16 protein-coding genes and 1 other RNA gene are annotated in these 19,125 nt (G+C 61.1%); 16 read left to right on the forward strand and 1 reads right to left on the reverse strand.

Annotated elements, in window-relative coordinates; genetic code table 11:
• Positions 1–203: 203 nt before the first annotated feature.
• The 3 genes from ettA to rarD all read left to right on the forward strand — a co-directional run bounded on the left by ettA (position 204) and on the right by rarD (position 3,807).
• The gene (gene ettA, locus AACZ55_RS10565) at positions 204–1,859 is read left to right on the forward strand and encodes an energy-dependent translational throttle protein EttA (RefSeq protein ID WP_339645940.1); all 1,656 of its coding nucleotides are present in this window, start codon (positions 204–206) and stop codon (positions 1,857–1,859) included.
• Between the two features lie 84 nt (positions 1,860–1,943).
• Positions 1,944–2,777, forward strand: coding sequence for an alpha/beta hydrolase (locus AACZ55_RS10570; protein ID WP_339645942.1), 834 nt, complete (start codon positions 1,944–1,946; stop codon positions 2,775–2,777).
• A gap of 85 nt (positions 2,778–2,862) precedes the next feature.
• On the forward strand, positions 2,863–3,807 hold the full coding sequence (gene rarD / locus AACZ55_RS10575) for an EamA family transporter RarD (protein WP_338609903.1): 945 nt from the start codon (positions 2,863–2,865) through the stop codon (positions 3,805–3,807).
• An 80-nt stretch (positions 3,808–3,887) separates the two neighbouring features.
• Here rarD and AACZ55_RS10580 read toward each other — a convergent pair whose 3' ends face one another.
• Positions 3,888–4,805 (reverse strand): hydrogen peroxide-inducible genes activator, encoded by a 918-nt coding sequence (locus AACZ55_RS10580; RefSeq protein ID WP_338609904.1) that lies wholly within the window; start codon positions 4,803–4,805, stop codon positions 3,888–3,890.
• Positions 4,806–4,928: 123 nt separating this feature from the next.
• On the opposite strand from AACZ55_RS10580, the gene katA reads away from it, so the two are divergent.
• The 13 genes from katA (at position 4,929) to mraY (ending at position 18,984) form a co-directional block, all read left to right on the forward strand.
• A complete protein-coding gene (gene katA, locus AACZ55_RS10585; protein ID WP_339645945.1) occupies positions 4,929–6,410 on the forward strand; it encodes a catalase KatA in 1,482 nt (493 codons plus the stop codon).
• 174 nt (positions 6,411–6,584) lie between these two features.
• Entirely contained in the window at positions 6,585–7,700 is a 1,116-nt protein-coding gene (locus AACZ55_RS10590) for a DUF2336 domain-containing protein (RefSeq protein WP_338609906.1), read from the forward strand.
• Positions 7,701–7,772: 72 nt separating this feature from the next.
• On the forward strand, positions 7,773–8,741 hold the full coding sequence (locus AACZ55_RS10595) for a metalloregulator ArsR/SmtB family transcription factor (protein ID WP_339645947.1): 969 nt from the start codon (positions 7,773–7,775) through the stop codon (positions 8,739–8,741).
• A 2-nt stretch (positions 8,742–8,743) separates the two neighbouring features.
• Positions 8,744–9,643 (forward strand): methylenetetrahydrofolate reductase [NAD(P)H], encoded by a 900-nt coding sequence (metF, locus tag AACZ55_RS10600; protein WP_339645949.1) that lies wholly within the window; start codon positions 8,744–8,746, stop codon positions 9,641–9,643.
• 150 nt (positions 9,644–9,793) lie between these two features.
• A complete protein-coding gene (locus AACZ55_RS10605) occupies positions 9,794–10,501 on the forward strand; it encodes a hypothetical protein (protein WP_339645951.1) in 708 nt (235 codons plus the stop codon).
• 106 nt (positions 10,502–10,607) lie between these two features.
• Positions 10,608–11,342, forward strand: a complete 735-nt coding sequence (locus AACZ55_RS10610) for a DnaJ family molecular chaperone (RefSeq protein ID WP_338609911.1) — start codon at positions 10,608–10,610, stop codon at positions 11,340–11,342.
• Between the two features lie 35 nt (positions 11,343–11,377).
• Positions 11,378–11,753, forward strand: an RNA gene (gene rnpB, locus AACZ55_RS10615) — RNase P RNA component class A.
• 163 nt (positions 11,754–11,916) lie between these two features.
• Complete coding sequence (gene rsmH / locus AACZ55_RS10620; RefSeq protein WP_339645953.1) at positions 11,917–12,894, forward strand: 16S rRNA (cytosine(1402)-N(4))-methyltransferase RsmH; 978 nt, start codon at positions 11,917–11,919, stop codon at positions 12,892–12,894.
• Positions 12,891–13,280 carry a hypothetical protein gene (locus AACZ55_RS10625; protein WP_339645955.1) on the forward strand — a complete coding sequence of 130 codons (390 nt, stop codon included), beginning with the start codon at positions 12,891–12,893 and terminating at the stop codon, positions 13,278–13,280. The genes rsmH and AACZ55_RS10625 overlap by 4 nt, the downstream gene beginning before the upstream one ends.
• Positions 13,277–15,001, forward strand: a complete 1,725-nt coding sequence (locus AACZ55_RS10630) for a penicillin-binding protein 2 (protein WP_338609914.1) — start codon at positions 13,277–13,279, stop codon at positions 14,999–15,001. The genes AACZ55_RS10625 and AACZ55_RS10630 overlap by 4 nt, the downstream gene beginning before the upstream one ends.
• A gap of 30 nt (positions 15,002–15,031) precedes the next feature.
• A complete protein-coding gene (locus tag AACZ55_RS10635) occupies positions 15,032–16,474 on the forward strand; it encodes a UDP-N-acetylmuramoyl-L-alanyl-D-glutamate--2,6-diaminopimelate ligase (RefSeq protein ID WP_339645957.1) in 1,443 nt (480 codons plus the stop codon).
• 8 nt (positions 16,475–16,482) lie between these two features.
• Positions 16,483–17,880, forward strand: a complete 1,398-nt coding sequence (gene murF / locus AACZ55_RS10640) for a UDP-N-acetylmuramoyl-tripeptide--D-alanyl-D-alanine ligase (protein WP_339645959.1) — start codon at positions 16,483–16,485, stop codon at positions 17,878–17,880.
• A gap of 18 nt (positions 17,881–17,898) precedes the next feature.
• Positions 17,899–18,984: a phospho-N-acetylmuramoyl-pentapeptide-transferase gene (mraY, locus tag AACZ55_RS10645; protein WP_338609919.1), complete on the forward strand. Its 1,086-nt coding sequence runs from the start codon at positions 17,899–17,901 to the stop codon at positions 18,982–18,984.
• The last annotated feature ends 141 nt before the right edge of the window (positions 18,985–19,125 follow it).

Below are 19,125 nucleotides of genomic sequence, written 5' to 3' on the forward strand. Positions count from 1 at the left end.
CCCCGGATGCATGGGGCGATGATCGCTTCATATATACAAATTTCAGTGCGGAGCGCTCATCGCCCCATGCCGTCTATCCAATCATAGCCCGAGGCGATATCGCCGTCGGACGTTTTCGCGCGGCCATTGCACCACCTGACGGCTTGTCCTACATACGGCCCCAAGTTTCTCAGGCACGAATTTTTCGAAGAGGCACCCGCTTTATGGCGCGTCAATTCATCTATCATATGCACGGCATGTCCAAGGCCTATTCCGGTGGGAAGAAGGTCATCGACAATATGAATCTCTCGTTCTACCCCGATGCCAAGATCGGCATCCTGGGGCCGAACGGCGCGGGTAAATCCACGCTTCTGAAAATCATGGCCGGAATTGACACCGAATTTACCGGCGAAGCCTGGGCCGCCGATGGTGCGACTGTCGGATATCTGCCCCAGGAGCCCCAGCTCGACGAGCAACTCGACGTCAAGGGCAACGTGATGATCGGGGTCAAGGACAAGCAAGCCATCCTCGATCGCTACAACGAGCTGATGATGGATTATTCCGACGAGACGGCCGACGAAGCCTCAAAGCTTCAGGACCAGATCGACGCCGATGACCTGTGGGATCTCGATTCCAAGGTCGAGATGGCCATGGACGCGCTGCGCTGCCCTCCGGGGGGAGAAAGCGTGGACAAGCTTTCGGGCGGTGAAAAGCGCCGTGTGGCCCTGTGTCAGCTGCTGCTCAGCCAGCCCGACCTGCTGCTGCTCGACGAGCCGACCAACCATCTGGACGCCGAAACCACGGCGTGGTTGGAAAAGCATCTGCGCGAATATCCCGGCGCAGTGCTGATCATCACCCACGACCGCTACTTCCTCGACAACGTGACGGGCTGGATTCTGGAGCTCGACCGCGGGCGCGGCATTCCCTATGAGGGCAATTACACGGCATACCTGACCGCCAAGGCCAAGCGCATGCAGCAGGAAAAGAGCGAGGATCAGGCCCGCTCGAAGGTGCTGGAGCGCGAAAAGGAATGGCTGGGCCAGTCGCCCCAGGCGCGCCAGACCAAATCCAAGGCGCGTATCCGGGCCTATGACGAACTGGTCAAGATCAACGAGGCGCGGACGCAGTCCAACACCGCCCAGATCATCATTCCGCCCGGCGAGAGGCTGGGCCAGAACGTCATCGATATCGAAGGCGTCAAGAAAGGCTTTGGCGACCGGCTGCTGATCGATGGGCTCAGCTTCAAGCTGCCACCGGGCGGTATTGTCGGGGTGATCGGGCCGAACGGTGCGGGCAAGACCACGCTGTTCAAGATGCTGACCGGGCAGGAGCAGCCCGATGAGGGCACGATTACGGTCGGCGATACCGTCCATATGGGCTATGTGGATCAGAGCCGCGACAGCCTCGATGCGAAAAAGAGCGTCTGGGAAGAAATCTCGGGCGGCAATGACATCATCAAGCTGGGCAAGCGTGAGGTCAATTCACGGGCCTACACCTCGTCGTTCAACTTCAAGGGCGGCGATCAGCAACAGCCGGTGGGTACGCTTTCGGGCGGGCAGCGCAACCGCGTGCATCTGGCCAAGATGCTCAAATCGGGCGCCAACGTTCTGCTGCTCGACGAACCGACCAACGATCTGGACACCGAAACGCTGGCGGCGCTTGAAGAGGCGCTCGAGGAATTTGCCGGCTGTGCCGTCATCATCTCGCACGATCGCATGTTCCTCGACCGTCTGGCCACCCACATCCTGGCGTTTGAAGGCGACAGTCATGTGGAATGGTTCGAGGGCAATTTCCAGGATTACGAGGCCGACAAGGTGCGGCGGCTCGGCCCGGATTCGGTCAATCCCAAGCGCGTGAGCTACAAGCCGCTGACGCGGTAGGCCGCCAGCGCGCCGGACAAAACGATTGTTATGGGGGCCGGGGATTTTTCCCCGGCCCGTCTGTTTCGCTATAGGCTCTGGATCATGATTGAACCGTTTTCCCTCCAAATCGACGATGCCAATTTCACCGGGATCGAGGCCGGGGAGGGGATACCGGTGGTGTTTTTGCATGCGGGGGTGTGTGACCGGCGCATGTGGGAAAACCAGATCGAGGCGGTTGCTGCAGCGGGGTTCTGGGGTATTGCCTACGACCGGCGCGGGTTTGGAGAGACCGTTTCGCCGGACGAGGGATTTTCCCATCTCGAAGACCTCGAAGCGGTTCTGGACGCGCTCGATGTCCATGCTGCGGTGTTCGTTGGCTGCTCGATGGGCGGTGCGCTGGCCATAGACTTTGCGCTGGCCAATCCCGAGCGCACCGCCGGGCTGGTTCTGGTGGGCACCTCGATCAGCGGCGCCAGGGTGCCGTCCTTGCCGCCCGAGATCATGCAGATCGCCAACGCCATGGAAGCGGTGGAGGAAAGCGGGGATGTCGATGCGATCAACGCGGTCGATACCCACGCCTGGCTCGACGGTCCGCTTTCCGAAAGCGGGCGGGTGAAGGGCGCGGTGCGGGCGCTGTTTCAGGCCATGAACGGCACCATCTTGCGCAAGAGCGACATGACCCGGGAAGACAGGCCCGAGGCCGCAATCGATCGCATAAGCGAGATCGATACGCCGGCGCTGCTGGTGGCGGGGGACCTCGATTTTCCCCATATCGTCAACCGCCATGACGATCTGTCAGAAGAGATGGAGAACGCGTTTGCCGTGGTGATCGAGGGCACCGCGCATCTGCCCAGTCTTGAGCGCCCCGACCTGTTCAACCCGCTGCTGCTCGAGTTTCTTCGCATGGTGACGGGTCAGGCGGACAATGAGCAGTGATCGAACCGATCACAAACTCTTACTGGCCCGCTGGCGTTTGGCGACATAGTCTGGCGTTTGTGACTCCTGGTTTGAAGGCCTCCCCATGACATCGATCGAAGGCGCTCCCGCCGCAAAAGGCGTGCGGTCTCCCCGTCCCACAGGGCCGGACGACAATGTGCGCCTTGGCGTCTTTGCGGCGCTGGCCACCTATACGATCTGGGGTGTGCTGCCGCTGTTCTTCAAGCTGCTCGAGCACGTCAATCCAGTCGGAGTGGTGGCGAACCGGATCCTGTGTTCGCTGTTTTTCGTGATGGCGATCCTGTATTTCCGCCATCAGTTCGGTGAAGTGCGGGTTGCGCTCAAGGACCGGCGCACCGTGTTGCTGATGTGCGTTTCGGCGGTGCTCATCGCAGCCAACTGGCTCATTTTCGTGTGGGCGGTGGGCAACAACCATGTGCTCGAAGTGAGTTTTGGCTATTTCATCAATCCGCTGGTCAGCGTGGCGATCGGCATGGTGCTGCTGTCGGAAAAGCTCAGCCGGACGCAAGCACTCGCCATTGCCATTGCCGTTGTCGCCATAGCCATTCAGGCCGTCGGCCTGGGCAGCGTGCCGTGGGTTTCGCTGGCGCTGGCGCTGACATTTGCCTTTTATGGCTATGTGCGCAAAACCGTCGATGTGGGCTCGGCGGCGGGGCTGGCCATCGAGACGCTCGTTCTCATTCCGATCAGCGCAGCTTATATCCTTTATCTGCTGACCGGGCCGGCGCCCGATTTCTACGCCGACCCGACCACCACGCTGTTTCTGGTGATGACCGGGCCGATGACAGCGGTGCCGCTGGTCATGTTCGCCTTTGCGGCGCGGCAGTTGCGGCTTTCGACCATCGGGATGTTTCAGTACATAGCGCCCTCGCTTCAGTTCGCGGTGGCGGTGTTTGTGTTCGGCGAGGACTTGTCGCCGGCCCGGCTGGCCAGCTTTGCGCTGATCTGGGTGTCGCTGGCGGTGTTTTCCTACGGCTCCTGGCGGGGACGCGGTCCCAAACCTGCCTAGATCGTGTCCAGCAAAGCATGTCCTCGACGCGATCGAGGATGGAACCGGTTTTGCGGTTCGGACACGCGAGAAGACAAGGTCTAGGTCGGTTGCCAGTCGGTGCGAAGGCTCGCTTCTCCGACCCTGGTGACAATATCGCCGATCCTGCGATAGAGCGATTCATAGGGCGAGTTGGCGCGCCAGACGAGCCGGAGAACGCGTGCGGCGCCAGGGGCGCTCAGGGTGTGAAATTCGATACGTTTGTTGTGTTCCTCACGCCGGAGGCTGATGGTCGGCAGAAGGGTGACACCGTAGCCATTGGCGACCAGTTCCAGAATTGTGGTGAGCGAGGTGGCCGCGAAGGTCCGACCTTGCAGGTCGGGCTTGAGCGCGCAGGCATCGACCATCTGGTCGCGCAGGCAATGGCCCTCTTCGAGCAAAAGGAATTTGTCGCGCGGCAGGTTGGCGAGATTGACCGGGTCAGCCAGATCGGTGCCGTTGCGGGTGGCGAGAACGAATGGATCGGCAAACAGGGCGACCGAGGTGAGATTGGAGCGGTCGGTTTCGGTGGCGATCAGCGCAATGTCGAGATCGCCGTCGCTCAACGCCGACAAAAGCCGCTCGGTTTTACCCTCGCTGATGGAAAAGCGGATATCTTTGAGATGATCTGTCAATGCCGGCAGAATCTCGGGGAGAAGATAGGGCGCGACCGTGGGGATTATTCCGAAACGCAAGGGACGGGCCGGTTGTCCCGCTGCCATGTCGGCGAAGGTTTCAAGATCGACGGCGGCGCCCAGAACGCGGCTTGCATGGGCGAGAAATTCGCGGCCGAACGGGGTGAGGGTCACTGTCTTGCCCAGCCTGTCGAAAAGCGAGGTCTGGCAGCGCTCCTCAAGCAGCCTCATCTGCTGGGACAGGGCCGGCTGGGTCACGTGGCACCGCTGGGCGGCGCGCCCGAAATGGCCCTCTTCGGCAATTGCTTGCGCGTAGTGAAGCTGGCGCAGGGTTATTGTGTGCATTGGGAGCTGTCCGATTTGATAAGGCAATCTTATCATGAGTGTCAGTTTTATCAATTTGCATGATTGTCACGCTGGGGGTAGGAAAGGCCATCTCTTTAGAATCGATACAAACTAGGAGGCCTCATGTCCGACAAACCGACAATGACGACCAGCGCCGGGGCGCCGGTTCCCGACAACCAGAATTCGATCACCGCCGGGCCGCGCGGCCCGGTGTTGATGCAGGATTATCAGCTGATCGAAAAGCTGGCGCACCAGAACCGCGAGCGGATTCCCGAGCGCGTGGTGCATGCCAAGGGCTGGGGCGCTCACGGTACGCTCAAGATCACTGGTGACATCTCCAAATATACGCGCGCCAAGGCGCTGCAGCCGGGTTCGGAAACGCCGCTGATCCTGCGGTTTTCGACAGTTGCTGGCGAATTGGGCGCTGCGGACGCAGAGCGTGACGTGCGCGGCTTTGCCATCAAGTTCTACACCGAAGAGGGCAATTGGGACCTCGTGGGCAACAACACCCCGGTGTTTTTCGTGCGTGATCCGCTCAAGTTCCCCGACTTCATTCACACCCAGAAGCGCCATCCCAAGACCAATCTGCGCTCGGCGACGGCGATTTGGGATTTCTGGTCGCTTTCGCCTGAAAGCCTGCACCAGGTGACGATCCTGATGAGTGATCGCGGCCTGCCTGTGGCGCCGATGTTCATGAACGGGTACGGCAGCCACACCTATTCGTTCTGGAACGATGCCGGTGAGCGGTTCTGGGTGAAGTTCCACTTCAAGACCCAGCAGGGGCACAAGCACTACACCAATGAAGAAGCCGAGAAGGTCATCGGTTCGACTCGCGAGAGCTATCAGGAAGAGCTGTTCGGTTCGATCGAGAAGGGTGAATTCCCCAAGTGGACCGTTCAGGTGCAGATTATGCCCGAGGCAGATGCGGAAAAGACCTCCTACAATCCGTTCGACCTCACCAAGGTATGGCCGCACGCCGAATATCCGCCGATCGAGATCGGTGTGCTCGAGCTGAACCGCAATGCCGAGAATTATTTCTCCGAGATCGAACAGGTTGCGTTCTCGCCGTCCAACATCGTGCCGGGGATCGGGCATTCGCCCGACAAGATGCTGCAGGCACGCGTGTTCTCCTATGCCGATGCGCACCGCTATCGTCTGGGCACCCACTACGAGGCGCTTCCGGTCAATGCACCGAAGTGCCCGGTTCATCACTATCACCGCGATGGGCAGATGAATTTCTACGGCGGGATCAAGACAGGCAACCCGGACGCCTACTACGAGCCCAACAGCTTTAGCGGCCCGGCCGAAGACAAATCGACCCAGGAGCCCCCGCTCAAGATTTCGGGCGATGCCGATCGGTACAATCACCGCGAAGGCAATGATGATTTCGGCCAGCCGCGGGCTCTGTTCAATCTGTTCGACGAGGGCCAGAAGCAGCGTCTGTTTTCAAACATCGCCGCGGCGATGGGCGATGCACCCGATGAGATCAAGGAACGCCAGTGCAAGCTGTTCGATCAGGTCCATCCCGATTATGGCGCCGGTGTTCGTGCAGCGCTTGCAGCAGGCAAGGAGGATCGTGCTGCGGCGATCTCTGCTGCAGAATAGCGTTCCGGCTCTCGCCAGATTTTTGGGGTCCGACTCGACAGAGCCGGGCCCTTTTTGGTGGGTAGGGAAAAATACTTAGCCTTTTATTCAAATTTCCCGCGATGAATTCAGTGGGCCGAAAAGGCGCACCCGATAGGTTGACCCGACATGCGGCAACCAGCCGGGGAGAACAACATGACCGAAGCAATTGAAAGCGTGCGGGCGTTCGCGAATTTCAGGGTTCTGAACGGCGAGGCCGACGCAGGCGAGCGCGATCATCTGATCCGCAATCTGGCGCAGTTGTTCTCCTATGTTTCGGACAGGTGCGATGACGAGCAGGTCGCGCAGTATGACGAGGTGCTGTGTCAGCTGGCCGATATCGTCGAGGTCGAGGCGCGCGAGCACGTCGCCAAACTGCTGGCGCCACTCGAGAGAGCACCCGGTTCGGTCGTGCTCAGGCTCGCCAACGACGTTATCGAAGTCGCGGCATCGCTTCTCGAATTCTCTCAGGTGCTTTCGGACGATGACCTGATCGACATTATCGAACAGCGTTCGGAATCCCATCGGATGGCGATCGCGAGCCGCAAAGGGCTGGCTGGACGCGTCGGTGAAGCCATTGCCACGTTCGGCGCCGAGCCCTCCGTCACGCAATTGCTGAGCAATACACGGGCCGAGATCACCCATCGCACGGTCGACAGGATCGCACAGCGCGCGCTTGAGAATGAAGCGTTTGCCAAATTGCTTCGGGGTCGCAAGGACATCGACTGGTCCGAGGTGCGGGCCGAGGTCTCGACCGCCGGCATGGCAGCGCTCGAAGGCATCGGCATTTTTTCACGCGCGGAGAATCCGGCGACGGCCTCGCGGGTGCAGGCGGTTGTGTATAATCGCATCAAGAACCAGGCTGGCTTTTCCTCTCAGGAATGGAAACTGGCCTGGAACCAGGTGAAGGCGCTGGCCGACCGTCGCCGGTTCGATCTTAAGGCGCTGCATCGGTTTACCCGGTTTGGCTATGGCCATCATACGGCTGCGGGGCTGACGATGCTGCTCGAGGTGCGCCCCGAGATCGTCGTCAAATGGCTGGCGATGCAGGACTACGTCGCCTTTACGGTTGCGGCGCGCGCCATCGGGCTCGATGCCGATCTGTTTGAGGCTGTGGTTGCAGTGTTGCCGTGGCGCGACCTGCCGAGCCGCGCCGATATCGTCAATGTGCGCAAGCGCTATGAGGCGTTGAGCGAGGACGAAGCGTCGGGTATTTTCGATCTGTGGCGGTCTCATTCCTTTCGCCGCCGGCAGGAAGAAGCGGTGGCCTGAGTCTGGCCAGCCTTGACAGGAATGATATAAAGATATCTTTATGTCCCAACCATTTTTACAGGTTGGGACAGGATGCGGCAACCGCAGGACATCGTCTTGCTCTTGAAGGCGGCGGGTGAAGTCACCCGCCTGCGTCTGCTTGCGCTTCTGGTTCAGGGCGAGTTGTCGGTCAAGGATTTTACCGAAATCCTTGGACAAAGTCAGCCGCGCATTTCCCGTCATCTCAAATTGCTGGCCGATTCCGGGCTCGTCACGCGGCACGCCGAGGGAGCGTGGGCCTATTATCGGCTCAATCGCGACAAGACCAGTGGGGCGCTGGCCGAATGGCTGATGGAGCATCTGGACACTGACGCTGCAGAATTGCGGCGGGACCTGGAAAAACTGTCCGGATTGCGTGCCGCGCAACAGGAACGCGCTGCCGCCTATTTCGCCACGATTGCCCAGAGCTGGGATAAATTGCGCAGCCTGCATGTGGCCGATTCCGCCCTGGAAACAGCTATCGTTGAAGCGGCTGGGCAGGAGCCGGTCGATATGTTTCTCGATCTGGGGACAGGAACCGGGCGAATGCTCGAGCTTCTGGACGGAAAATACCGCGAAGGCATCGGGTTGGATTCAAGTCGCGAGATGCTTTCGGTGGCGCGGGCCAAGCTCGATGCTGAAGGTATCGAAAAGGCGCAGGTGAGGCTCGGGAACATCACCGAGTTGGACGACTACCACCAATCGGGCGATCTGGTGATGCTGCATCAGGTGCTCCATTATTTCGATGACCCTTCGATTGCGATCGCTCACGCTGCGCACTGCCTCAAACCGAATGGACGGATGCTGATCGTCGACTTTGCGCCGCACGATCTAGAATTTCTGCGCACTGAACAGGCACATCGCCGGCTCGGTATGTCTCAGGAACAGATGATGTTGTGGGCGCGCGCGGCGGGGCTCGATGTTGCTTCGTGCCGCAGTTTCCCTCCCGCCCGTGACGATGGGCTGACCGTGTGCCTTTGGGTGCTCGAAACCATAAAACCAAACACTACGAAAGGAGTCTGATCGTGGTGTCTGCGACAGGCGAAAGCCGGCTGAGCCGTCAGCCAGGAGAGGAACGTCCCGACATTTCGGTGAGCTTTGAGTTCTTCCCGCCCAAGACCGATGTCATGGAGGAAAGATTCTGGGCGAGCCTTGACCGGCTCGCTCCGCTTGGACCGCGTTTCGTTTCGGTGACCTATGGCGCGGGTGGTTCGACCCGTGAGCGAACGCTTCGCATGGTATCGCGGATCACCAATGAGACCGGCGTTCCCGCGGCTGCGCATCTGACCTGCGTGGGTGCGACGCGCGACGAAGTCGATGACGTGGTTCGCGGCTACGCCCAGGCTGGGGTCAGGCGGATCGTTGCGCTGCGCGGCGATCCACCCGAGGGAGTGGGGCATGCCTTTACTCCGCATCCGGATGGGTACAACAGTGCGGCCGATCTCGTTGGGGGGATCCGAAAGCTGGGCGATTTCGATATTTCGGTCGCTGCCTATCCCGAAAAGCACCCGCAGAGTGCGGACTGGGACGCCGATATCGACAATCTCAAGCGCAAGCTCGATGCCGGCGCCGACCGAGCGATCACTCAGATGTTTTTCGAGAACGGCGATTACTGGCGGTTCGTGGAACGGGCGCACAAGGCAGGGATAACCGCGCCGATCGTTCCCGGAATCCAGCCCATCCACAGTTTCCGGCAGATCGCGGGATTTGCGGGCCGTTGCGGTGCTTCGATCCCGCAATGGCTGGCCGACCGGTTCGACGGGCTCGACGATGACCCGGAAACCCATGCGCTGGTGGCGGCTGCCGTTGCCGCCGAGCAGGTGACTGAATTGCTTGATTCGGGGATAACCGAATTCCACTTCTATACGCTCAACCGCTCCAATCTGGTGCTGGCGCTGGCACGATTGCTCGGCATTCGTCCCTGAGAACGCAGCGCAGGAGAGGGCCTTCAGGTCCCATTCACCAAACTGCTGCCATTTTCAGGGAGGAAGAGATGGGCTGTGTGGGGGCACATGGCCAAATGGGCCGATTGGAACGCAGAAATGATGCTCTCTAGACCCTTGGCGTCGGGCGCGATGCTGGTATTGATAATAGGCGCGGTCGGCGGTGCTGCCTTGCAGCACGAGCCGGGCGCCGGCTTTGTCGCTGCACCCGAAGGGCCAACGGAAAATGCAGATCGCGAGATGACTGCCGCCGACCGGATTGTCGAAAGCGCCGGCTTCCCCGTGGTGCCGCAGGCGGAACGGAACCGGGCGGGCGAAGCGACGCATGGTCCGATGGTGACTGTCAACGGGAGGCCCCTGGGTGAGGACCGCCCCGCCGTTGATCGGACTGTGGCGTCAACGCCCGCAGAGGCCCAGACCACAAGCGATCCTGCCCCGCAGACCGAAACGGGCGCTGCCGAGACGGCAGCAATCGAGCCGCCGCGCCCTCTCCCGCGCCCGGAGGGGCTCGGGGTGTCCCAGCAGGAGACGACCGGCATCGACTACGATGCCATAGCGCGAGCGGCCGGTGCGCCCAACCGGAATTCACAGGTTTCGGCTCCGGGCCTTCTGGTCCCTCCCGATACGCAGACGCTGGCGCCGCTGACCGGCCCGGACAGCGGATACGATCCGCGCATCGGCAGCAGCTCCGAGCAGGATGAGCTGGTCGGTGTTGTCGGCCCGAACGGGGAAATCCTGTGGGTCTATGAAGAACAGGTGCCGGCGCTGAACAGCCGCGTTACCATCCAGCGCCGCCAGCAGGTTCCGCAGAACAACCCGTTCGGCTTTGTTTACGAATAGATGCACTGGTCGGGCGTATTGACGCATGACCTGGACGCTGTCTTGCTTGTGCCCGATTGCTGCGGACGATAAACACCTTGGGCAGAGGTTCGCACGGGACACGGTCATGTCGATCTGGCAGCAAATCGCAGCGCTCCTTGGCTCGTTCTCGCAGGGAACCGGGCTGGCGGGCGGTATCGCGAGCATTCTGGATCCCGACAATTGGGCGCCGGGTGGCCGCGAGGCGGCGTTCACCATGTCGATTATCGCGCTTTCAGCCAAGATGGCGGTTGCTGACGGGGTGGTAAGCCGGCGCGAAGTCAGTACGTTTCATACACTTGTCGATATTCCTGAAGGCGCTGACGCGCATGTGGATCGGTTTTTCGCACTTGCCCAGCAGGACGTGGCCGGATTCGACAGCTATGCGCGCAAGGTGCGCAAGCTGTTTGCCGATAGCCCGGCGACGCTCGAGCATGTGCTCGATGCGCTGTTCGAGATCGCGACGGCGGACGGGTTCGTGCATGGCGACGAAATGGCCTATCTCGAAGCGGTAAGTGAGATTTTCGGGTTCGATTCCGTACGTTTCGAGCAGATCGCGTCCCAGCACGTGCTGCTGCCCACGGGGAATCGCGATCCCTATGCCGTGCTTGGGCTGGCGCCGGACGTCACCGACGATGAATTGCGCCGGGCCTATCGACGGCTTGTGGCCGAACACCATCCCGATCGGATGATCGCCAAGGGCGTGCCCGAGGAATTGATGGGGCTGGCGTCGGCCAAGATGGCGTCGATCAACACGGCCTATCGCGATGTAACCCGTGCACGGGGCAAGCGCCCGGCACTGGTCTCCCCTCAATCGACTTGACCATCTCACCATGAGCACCCTACATCAGCCAGTCACCAGTTGACCGGGCGGCCGCTGCGTGAGCAGAGGAAAGTCCGGGCTCCATGAGAACACGGTGCCGGGTAACGCCCGGCGGGGGCGACCCCAGGGAAAGTGCCACAGAAAGCAAACCGCCCCGGACCTGTCCGGGGTAAGGGTGAAAGGGTGCGGTAAGAGCGCACCGGGTGCCTGGCAACAGGGGCCGCACGGTAAACCCCACCGGGAGCAAGACCGAATAGGGACGATGGAGGCATGCCTCGGCCGCGTTTTCACGGCTTGTCGTCCGGGTTGGTTGCATGAGGGCTCCAGCAATGGGGTTCCCAGATGAATGGTCGCCACGTCCGCGTTTCGGCGCGGGCCCTACAGAACCCGGCTTACAGGTCAACTGGTGACCTTTTTGCCCGTTCTTTGTGCCTCCAAACCGGTTTGGGAAACAAAATCTTAAAGACTGGGATGCAATCTGCTCAAAGTGGAACAATGCCACTTGTTTTAGTTTTGAGTACCGGCCGAAACCCTCGGCTGGCCCAAGGAGCGCCGGGCGCGAGTATCTGACCAGATGGGCGAGCCACAATCCTCTCATGAATCGGTGTTGCTGAGCGAGGTGCTGACAGCGCTTGCGCCGCTCGATGGCGCGCGCATCGTCGATGGCACGTTCGGGGCAGGCGGTTATTCGCGGGCGCTGCTGAAAGAGGGGGCGCATGTAACGGGGATCGATCGCGATCCGAGCGTGGCGCCGTTCGCAGATGCGCTCACGAGCGAGTTTCCTGACCGCTTCGTATTTATTGCCGGGCCGTTTTCCGAGCTCGATACTCTGGTCGGCGAACGTCAGGTCGATGGCGTGGTGCTCGATATCGGGGTGAGCTCGATGCAGCTTGATCAGGCCGAGCGCGGCTTTTCGTTCATGCGATCGGGTCCGCTCGACATGCGGATGGGACAAGAGGGCGAAACGGCGGCCGATCTGGTCAACACGCTGAGCGAAACCGATCTGGGCAATCTGATCTTTGCTTTCGGTGAAGAGCGGGCTTCGCGCCGTATCGCAAAGGCCATCGTCGAAGCGCGAAAGAGCGCGCCGATCACCGATACGTTGACCCTGGCGCAAGTCATTGAAAAGGCCGTCGGGCGCAAGCCGGGCGGTCCGCATCCGGCGACACGGACATTCCAGGGCCTGCGGATCGCGGTCAATGGCGAGTTCGACCAATTGGTCGCTGCGCTTTTTGCTGCCGAACGTATCCTGCCCGAAGGTGGGCGGCTGGCGGTGGTGACCTTCCATTCGCTGGAGGACCGGATCGTCAAACGGTTTTTCGATCAGACCAAGACAGCGGCACCTCAATCGCGGCACCTGCCATATTCGGCGCCGATCGAGGCCTGCTGGGCACCTGTGCGCAAGGCAGTGAAGGCCGGCAAGGACGAGGTGGGACGCAACCCGCGGGCGCGGTCTGCCACCCTGCGCAGCGGCGTGCGGACGGCAATTGCGGCGCGACCAGAACAGATTGCGGGACTGGGCGTGCCTGGTTTCAGGCGAGGTGCTGCATGAGCAGGTTCCTCCAGCATCTTAACATCTTTCTGGGCGTCATCGCCGTTATTGCGGTTGTTGCCGTCTATTCGCAAAAGCATATGGCCGAACTGACCGCCGAGGAAATCGGGCGCATCGAGAGCGCTATTGCCCAGCAGCAGGCCGATCTTTCGATCCTCAAGGCCGATTGGGCCTATCTCAACCAGCCGACCCATATTCAGCCGATCGTCGATCGTCACAACGACGTCTTGAATCTGCAGGTTGCCGAGGCAACACAGTTTGCCAGCTTCGCCGATTTGCCTATGCGGCCGCAGCAGCGGCTCGACACCGAATCCCTTGATGCCCTGTTTGAAACCATCGAGGCGGGTGAAGATCCGATCGGTTCCCTCCTGGAGGGCTTGCTATGAGTGCGGTTACCCCGGAAACGATTTCCATTGACGGTACCCGCAAGGCGCGGGGCAATCTGACCGGCGCGCGCATCCGCTGGGCCATGGCGTTTGTTCTTATCGTGTTTTCGGTGATGTTCGGGCGGCTGATCTGGCTGGGCAATGTCGAGGTCGATACCACAATCGAGGGTCAGACCCGCGACGCTATCATGGCATCGCGCCCGGCGATCCTGGACCGAAACGGTCTGGAGATGGCCGTTGATATCCGCGTGCCCTCTCTTTTTGCCGAGCCACGGCGCATTATCGATGTCGATGAGGCCGCTGACGCGATCCTGACAGTTCTGCCCAATCTCGACAGCGCCTGGCTGCGCGACCGGTTGACGGGAGACAAGGGGTTTGTGTGGGTGGCGCGGGAGTTGACTCCTGCCCAACGCGACCGGATCATGCGGCTCGGTATTCCGGGGCTCGATTTCCTTGAAGAAAGCAAACGGTTCTATCCCGGCGGGACTGTGGCCGCGCACGTGATGGGTGCGGTCAATATCGACAATGTCGGGATTGCCGGCGTCGAAAAGCACCTTGATGACGACAATCTGGCTCTGCTGCAAAATCTTGGTCTTGCCCGCGACAGCGCGCTGACACCGGTCAATCTTGCCATGGATTTGCGCGTGCAGAGCATTCTGCACGAAGAACTGGTGAGCTCGATGGAGCGCTATCAGGCGATTGCGGCCGGTGGAGCGATCATGGATGTGCGGACCGGCGAGATCATCGCCATGGCCTCCCTTCCCGACTTCGATCCCAACAATCCCGGCACCATGCTCGAGGAAGGGCGATTCAATCGATTGACTGCCGCCAAGTTCGAGGTGGGTTCGATCTTCAAACCGATTACGTTTGCCGCCGCACTGGACGCGGGTGCCGTTCGACTCACCGACACCATCGATGCCCGGTTCGGGGTGCGGTTCGGGCGCTATACGATCGAGGATTTTCACGGACAGTATCGCATGCTCTCGGTACCCGAAGTGTTCCGGTATTCGTCCAATATCGGCACGATCCGGATCATGCAGGCGCTGGGCAAGGACAATTTTCGGGCTTTTCTGACACGGATGGGACTGGAGGGCGCCCCGCAAATCGAGCTGCCCGAGGTGACCCGGTCCTCCATTCCGGCGAACTTTTCCGAGGTGGGTGCCGCTACGGCGTCGTTTGGGCATGGGCTCAGCGTAACGCCGCTGCAGATGCTGACGGCAACCGCGGCGCTGGTGAATGGTGGGCATCTGATGGACGCCACGCTGTTTCCGCGCACCGAACAGGAGGCAATGACCGGATCGACACAGGTTATCTCCGCGCAGACAAGCGACTATCTGCGCTATCTGATGCGCTTGAACGGGGTGGTGGGTTCGGGCAGCACGGGCAACAAGATTGCCGACGGCTATCGCTGGGGCGGCAAGACGGGCACGGCGGAGAAAGTTGTCGACGGCCAGTATTCGAGCAGTCTGGTCACTGCCTTCTTTTCCTCGGCCTTTCCACTCGACGATCCTAGATATGCGCTGATTATTTTTGTAGATGAACCGCAGGCCGAAAACGCGCAGTCGGGTCGGACCGCGGGTTGGAACGCAGGGCAAATGTCGGCCCGTATCGTCAAGCGCATCGCACCGATGCTGGGCATCCAACCCATCTTGGGACCGCAAATCGACGCGCAACTGGTTCCAGTCCAGCTCCGCAACGGGGCCGAGTTTACCGGGTTCTGATATATTTGGCGGACAATGGGGGACGTGATTTTGCCGCATAAGCTTACCGATATTGTGCACCGGGCCGCCGGGGCGGGAGACGTGCCCGATATCGCCATCGGCGGGCTGAATGCCGACAGCCGGCTGATCGGGCAAGGCGATGTGTTCTTTGCGCTGCCCGGCGCGCGCGGGCATGGAAATATCTATGCCCAGGATGCGGCGGGCCGGGGCGCTGTGGCCATGGTCACCGATACGGCGCCACAGGCAGATCTGGGTATTCCGGTTGTCATGGTCGAAGATGTGCGGGCCGCCTATGCCATCGCAGCCGCGAATTTTTGCGGGCCGCAACCGGCCATCTGCGCTGCAGTAACCGGGACGAACGGCAAGACCTCGGTTGTCTCCTTTCTGCGCCAGATCTGGGCTTATGCGGGCATAAGGGGAGCGAGCCTTGGAACGTTGGGGCTCATGGTTGGCGAAGAACACATTCCCGGTGAACTGACGACACCCGACTCGCTGTCCTTGCACAAAATTCTGGCGCAGCTCAAAGCGGACGGCATCGATCATGTCGCGCTGGAGGCCTCCAGCCACGGGCTCCATCAGCGCCGGTTGGACGGGGTGAAGTTTGCCGCCGTGGCCTTCACCAATCTCAGCCGCGACCATCTCGATTATCATGAGACCGTCGATGCCTATCGCGACGCCAAACTGCGACTGTTCCGTGATCTGATCGATGGTAATGCCACCGCCGTCGTCGATGCCGAGAACGAGGAGGGGATGCCCTTCATGTTCGCGGCCCTCGACAAGGGTGCGACGGTCTTCACGGTCGGAGAGGGCGGGGCTCATATCGACGTCGAGAGCGTTGAAAGCGAGGGGTTCGGGCAGCGGATCAAAGGCAAGCTGGTGGGCGAGCCAATGGAATTTCTTCTGCCTCTGGTCGGGCGGTTTCAGGTCGACAACGCGGTGGTTGCCGCCGGGTTGGCGATGGCGACCGGAGTTGCCAATGGCGATGCCATCAAGGCGCTCGAGACCATCAAGGGCGCCAAGGGGCGGTTGGAAAAGGTCGCCCAGCGTGGCGAAGCGGCGGTGTTTGTGGATTATGCACATACGCCCGATGCGCTGGAAAATGCGCTGGTGGCACTGCGGCCCTTTGCCAAGGGTCGGCTGACCGTTGTGTTCGGGTGCGGCGGGGACCGCGATCCCGGCAAGCGCCCACAGATGGGCGAAGTGGCTCAACGCCTGGCCGATCGGGTGATCGTGACCGACGACAATCCGCGCACCGAAGATGCCGGTGCGATCCGCGCGCAAATCCTTGCTGCGGTACCGGGAGCCCTGGAGATTGCCGATCGGGCCGAAGCGATCGGTCATGCAATTGCCGAAATGGGCGCAGAGGACGTTATTCTGGTCGCCGGCAAGGGACATGAGGACTACCAGATCGTGGGCAAGACAAAGCACCATTTTTCCGACCACGAGGTCGTGCGCGCGGCCTTTGAGGACTGAGGCTGTCAGTGTCCGCGCTCTATGGCATCGATGAGATCTTGGCGGCAGCCGGTGGGGAAGCCCGCGATGTGGCTGCCGATCGCGTTTCTTCGATTTCCATAGATTCGCGCGAGCTTGCCCCCGGCGCGCTGTTCGTTGCCATCCGGGGCGAAAATTTCGACGGGCATGATTTCGTTGCCGAAGCCATAAAGGCGGGTGCGGTCGCTGCGCTGGTGAGCAGGGACAGGGCCGAGGCTTTGTCGGGGCTACCGCTGATCGTTGCCGAGGACGCGCTGGCGGGACTGTATGGACTGGCGGCATTTTCCCGTTCCCGATCAAAGGCATCCATCATAGCGGTCACCGGAAGCGTGGGGAAAACCTCGACCAAGGAAGCTCTTCGCGTGGCGCTGGAGGCCAATGGCAAGACCCATGCCTCGATCAGGAGCTTCAACAATCACTGGGGTGTGCCGCTGATGTTGGCGCGGATGCCAGCCGACACCGAATATGGCGTGTTCGAGATCGGCATGAGTGCGGCAGGGGAGATTACACCGCTTTCGAAACTGGTTCGCCCGCATGTGGCGGTGGTGACCACCGTGGCGCCGGCTCATCTCGAATTTTTTGCCTCCGAGGCGGCGATTGCCGATGCCAAGGCGGAGATTTTTTCCGGTGTGGAACCGGATGGTCGGGCGATCATCGGAACCGATCATAGGCATGTGGAGCGGTTGACGACGGCAGCGGCGGCTGTCGGGCTGTCCACGATGACCTATGGGTTTGCCGACGGCGATGTGACGATATCGGACTATCGGGCGACGCGGGGCGGAGCGACCGGGCATATCGAGGGCCACGGGCTCTCGCTCGAGGTTGCGATTGCGACGGCGGGGCGGCACATGCTGGCCAATGCTGTCGCGGCATTGCTTGCTGCGCGGGCGGCTGGCGGTGATGTGGAGAAATCGCTTGCGGCGCTTGCTTCCCACGGCGCGCCCGAGGGGCGCGGCGCGGCGGCTTTGCTTGGCGATCCCGGCAATCCCATCCGGCTGATCGACGAGAGCTACAACGCCAATCCCACGTCGATGCGCGCGGCGCTGGAGGTGTTCGCGCAGATGCCGGCGCCGGGACGGAGGGTTCTGGTGCTCGGGGACATGCGTGAGCTGGGCGCGGCGTCGGCCGATTATCACACCGCGCTGGCCGATTCTGTGGTGGCGGCAAGGCCGGACCGGGTGTTTCTGGTGGGAGAGCATATGGCCAAACTGGCCGACGCTTTGCCAGCGGCGCTTGTTGCGGGGCGGGCACAGGGTGTGGACGAGATTGCCGACGCTGTTTTGGAAACGCTTGCACCGGGCGACTCAGTTATGCTCAAGGGATCGAACGGCGTGAAGCTGGGCGCTTTGGTGGCCCGGATCCGAGACCGGTTCGGCGTAAAAAGGTAAAGGCACAGACGGTATCCCATGCTCTATTTCCTGCAGCAGTTTGCTGACGCCTTTCCGGTCTTTAACGTGTTCCGCTATCTCTCGTTCAGGACGGGCGGCGCGATCATCACGGCGCTGTTCTTCGTGTTCCTGTTCGGCCCGGGTATGGTCAATTCGCTGCGCATCCGGCAGGGCAAGGGGCAGCCGATCCGCGAGGACGGCCCGCAGAGCCACCTTTTGACCAAGAAGGGCAAGCCCACAATGGGCGGGCTGATGATCCTTTCTGGTGCGCTGGTTTCGATCCTGCTCTGGGCGGACCTGTCCAACATGTATGTCTGGGCCGTGCTGCTGGTGACGACCGGGTTCGGGCTGGTCGGGTTTTATGACGACTATCTCAAGGTCAAGCACCAGAACCACAAGGGGTTCGGGGGCAGGGCGCGGCTGGCCATCGAGTCGGTGATTGCCATTGCGGCATGTATCATCATCGCCAGCCAGGCACCGGCAGGTTATGAGAACGCGCTGCTGCTGCCGTTCGTCAAGGATCTGGCGCTCAACCTGGGGTTGTTCTTCTTTATCTTCGGCGCCTTCGTGATCGTTGGCGCGGGCAATGCGGTCAATCTGACCGACGGTCTGGATGGGTTGGCCATCGTGCCGGTGATGATCGCGGCCTCGGCGTTCGGGCTGATCGCCTATCTGGTGGGCAACCAGGTTTATTCCGATTATCTGTTTCTCAATTTCGTGCCGGGTACGGGCGAGTTGTCGATCGTGTGCGGCGCGCTGATCGGGGCGGGGCTGGGGTTCTTGTGGTTCAACGCACCGCCGGCCCAGATCATCATGGGCGATACGGGCTCGCTGTCGCTGGGCGGCGCGCTGGGGACCATTGCTGTGGCCACCAAGCACGAGCTGGTCATGGCCATCGTGGGCGGGCTGTTCGTTCTAGAGGCGGTGTCGGTGATCGTGCAGGTTGTTTCGTTCCGGCTGACGGGCAAGCGGGTGTTCAAGATGGCGCCCATTCACCACCATTTCGAGCATCTGGGCTGGACCGAGAGCCAGATCGTGATCCGGTTCTGGATCATTGCCATGGTTCTGGCGCTGATCGGGTTGAGCTCGCTGAAGCTGCGCTGACATCTTCTGCCGATCCATGGGCGCGGTCTTTCGTCGGGCACGCGAAAACCTCCGACGGCGAGATCGCCTCGGCTTTTGAAATGGTCAGACGGCATGGGGCGATGAGCGCTCCGCATGATTTAGTTTTTATATGAAGCGATC

The sequence above is a fragment of the uncultured Pelagibacterium sp. genome (assembly GCF_963972885.1).
GTDB classification, from domain to species: domain Bacteria; phylum Pseudomonadota; class Alphaproteobacteria; order Rhizobiales; family Devosiaceae; genus Pelagibacterium; species Pelagibacterium nitratireducens.

What these genes read in the sequence shown, in the direction of transcription:
- ettA (WP_339645940.1), top strand. Translation starts at nt 204, where the DNA reads ATGGCGCGTCAATTCATCTATCATATGCACGGCATGTCCAAGGCCTAT.
- AACZ55_RS10570 (WP_339645942.1), top strand. Translation starts at nt 1,944, where the DNA reads ATGATTGAACCGTTTTCCCTCCAAATCGACGATGCCAATTTCACCGGG.
- rarD (WP_338609903.1), top strand. Translation starts at nt 2,863, where the DNA reads ATGACATCGATCGAAGGCGCTCCCGCCGCAAAAGGCGTGCGGTCTCCC.
- AACZ55_RS10580 (WP_338609904.1), bottom strand. Translation starts at nt 4,805, where the DNA reads ATGCACACAATAACCCTGCGCCAGCTTCACTACGCGCAAGCAATTGCC.
- katA (WP_339645945.1), top strand. Translation starts at nt 4,929, where the DNA reads ATGTCCGACAAACCGACAATGACGACCAGCGCCGGGGCGCCGGTTCCC.
- AACZ55_RS10590 (WP_338609906.1), top strand. Translation starts at nt 6,585, where the DNA reads ATGACCGAAGCAATTGAAAGCGTGCGGGCGTTCGCGAATTTCAGGGTT.
- AACZ55_RS10595 (WP_339645947.1), top strand. Translation starts at nt 7,773, where the DNA reads ATGCGGCAACCGCAGGACATCGTCTTGCTCTTGAAGGCGGCGGGTGAA.
- AACZ55_RS10605 (WP_339645951.1), top strand. Translation starts at nt 9,794, where the DNA reads ATGCTGGTATTGATAATAGGCGCGGTCGGCGGTGCTGCCTTGCAGCAC.
- AACZ55_RS10610 (WP_338609911.1), top strand. Translation starts at nt 10,608, where the DNA reads ATGTCGATCTGGCAGCAAATCGCAGCGCTCCTTGGCTCGTTCTCGCAG.
- rsmH (WP_339645953.1), top strand. Translation starts at nt 11,917, where the DNA reads ATGGGCGAGCCACAATCCTCTCATGAATCGGTGTTGCTGAGCGAGGTG.
- AACZ55_RS10625 (WP_339645955.1), top strand. Translation starts at nt 12,891, where the DNA reads ATGAGCAGGTTCCTCCAGCATCTTAACATCTTTCTGGGCGTCATCGCC.
- AACZ55_RS10630 (WP_338609914.1), top strand. Translation starts at nt 13,277, where the DNA reads ATGAGTGCGGTTACCCCGGAAACGATTTCCATTGACGGTACCCGCAAG.
- mraY (WP_338609919.1), top strand. Translation starts at nt 17,899, where the DNA reads ATGCTCTATTTCCTGCAGCAGTTTGCTGACGCCTTTCCGGTCTTTAAC.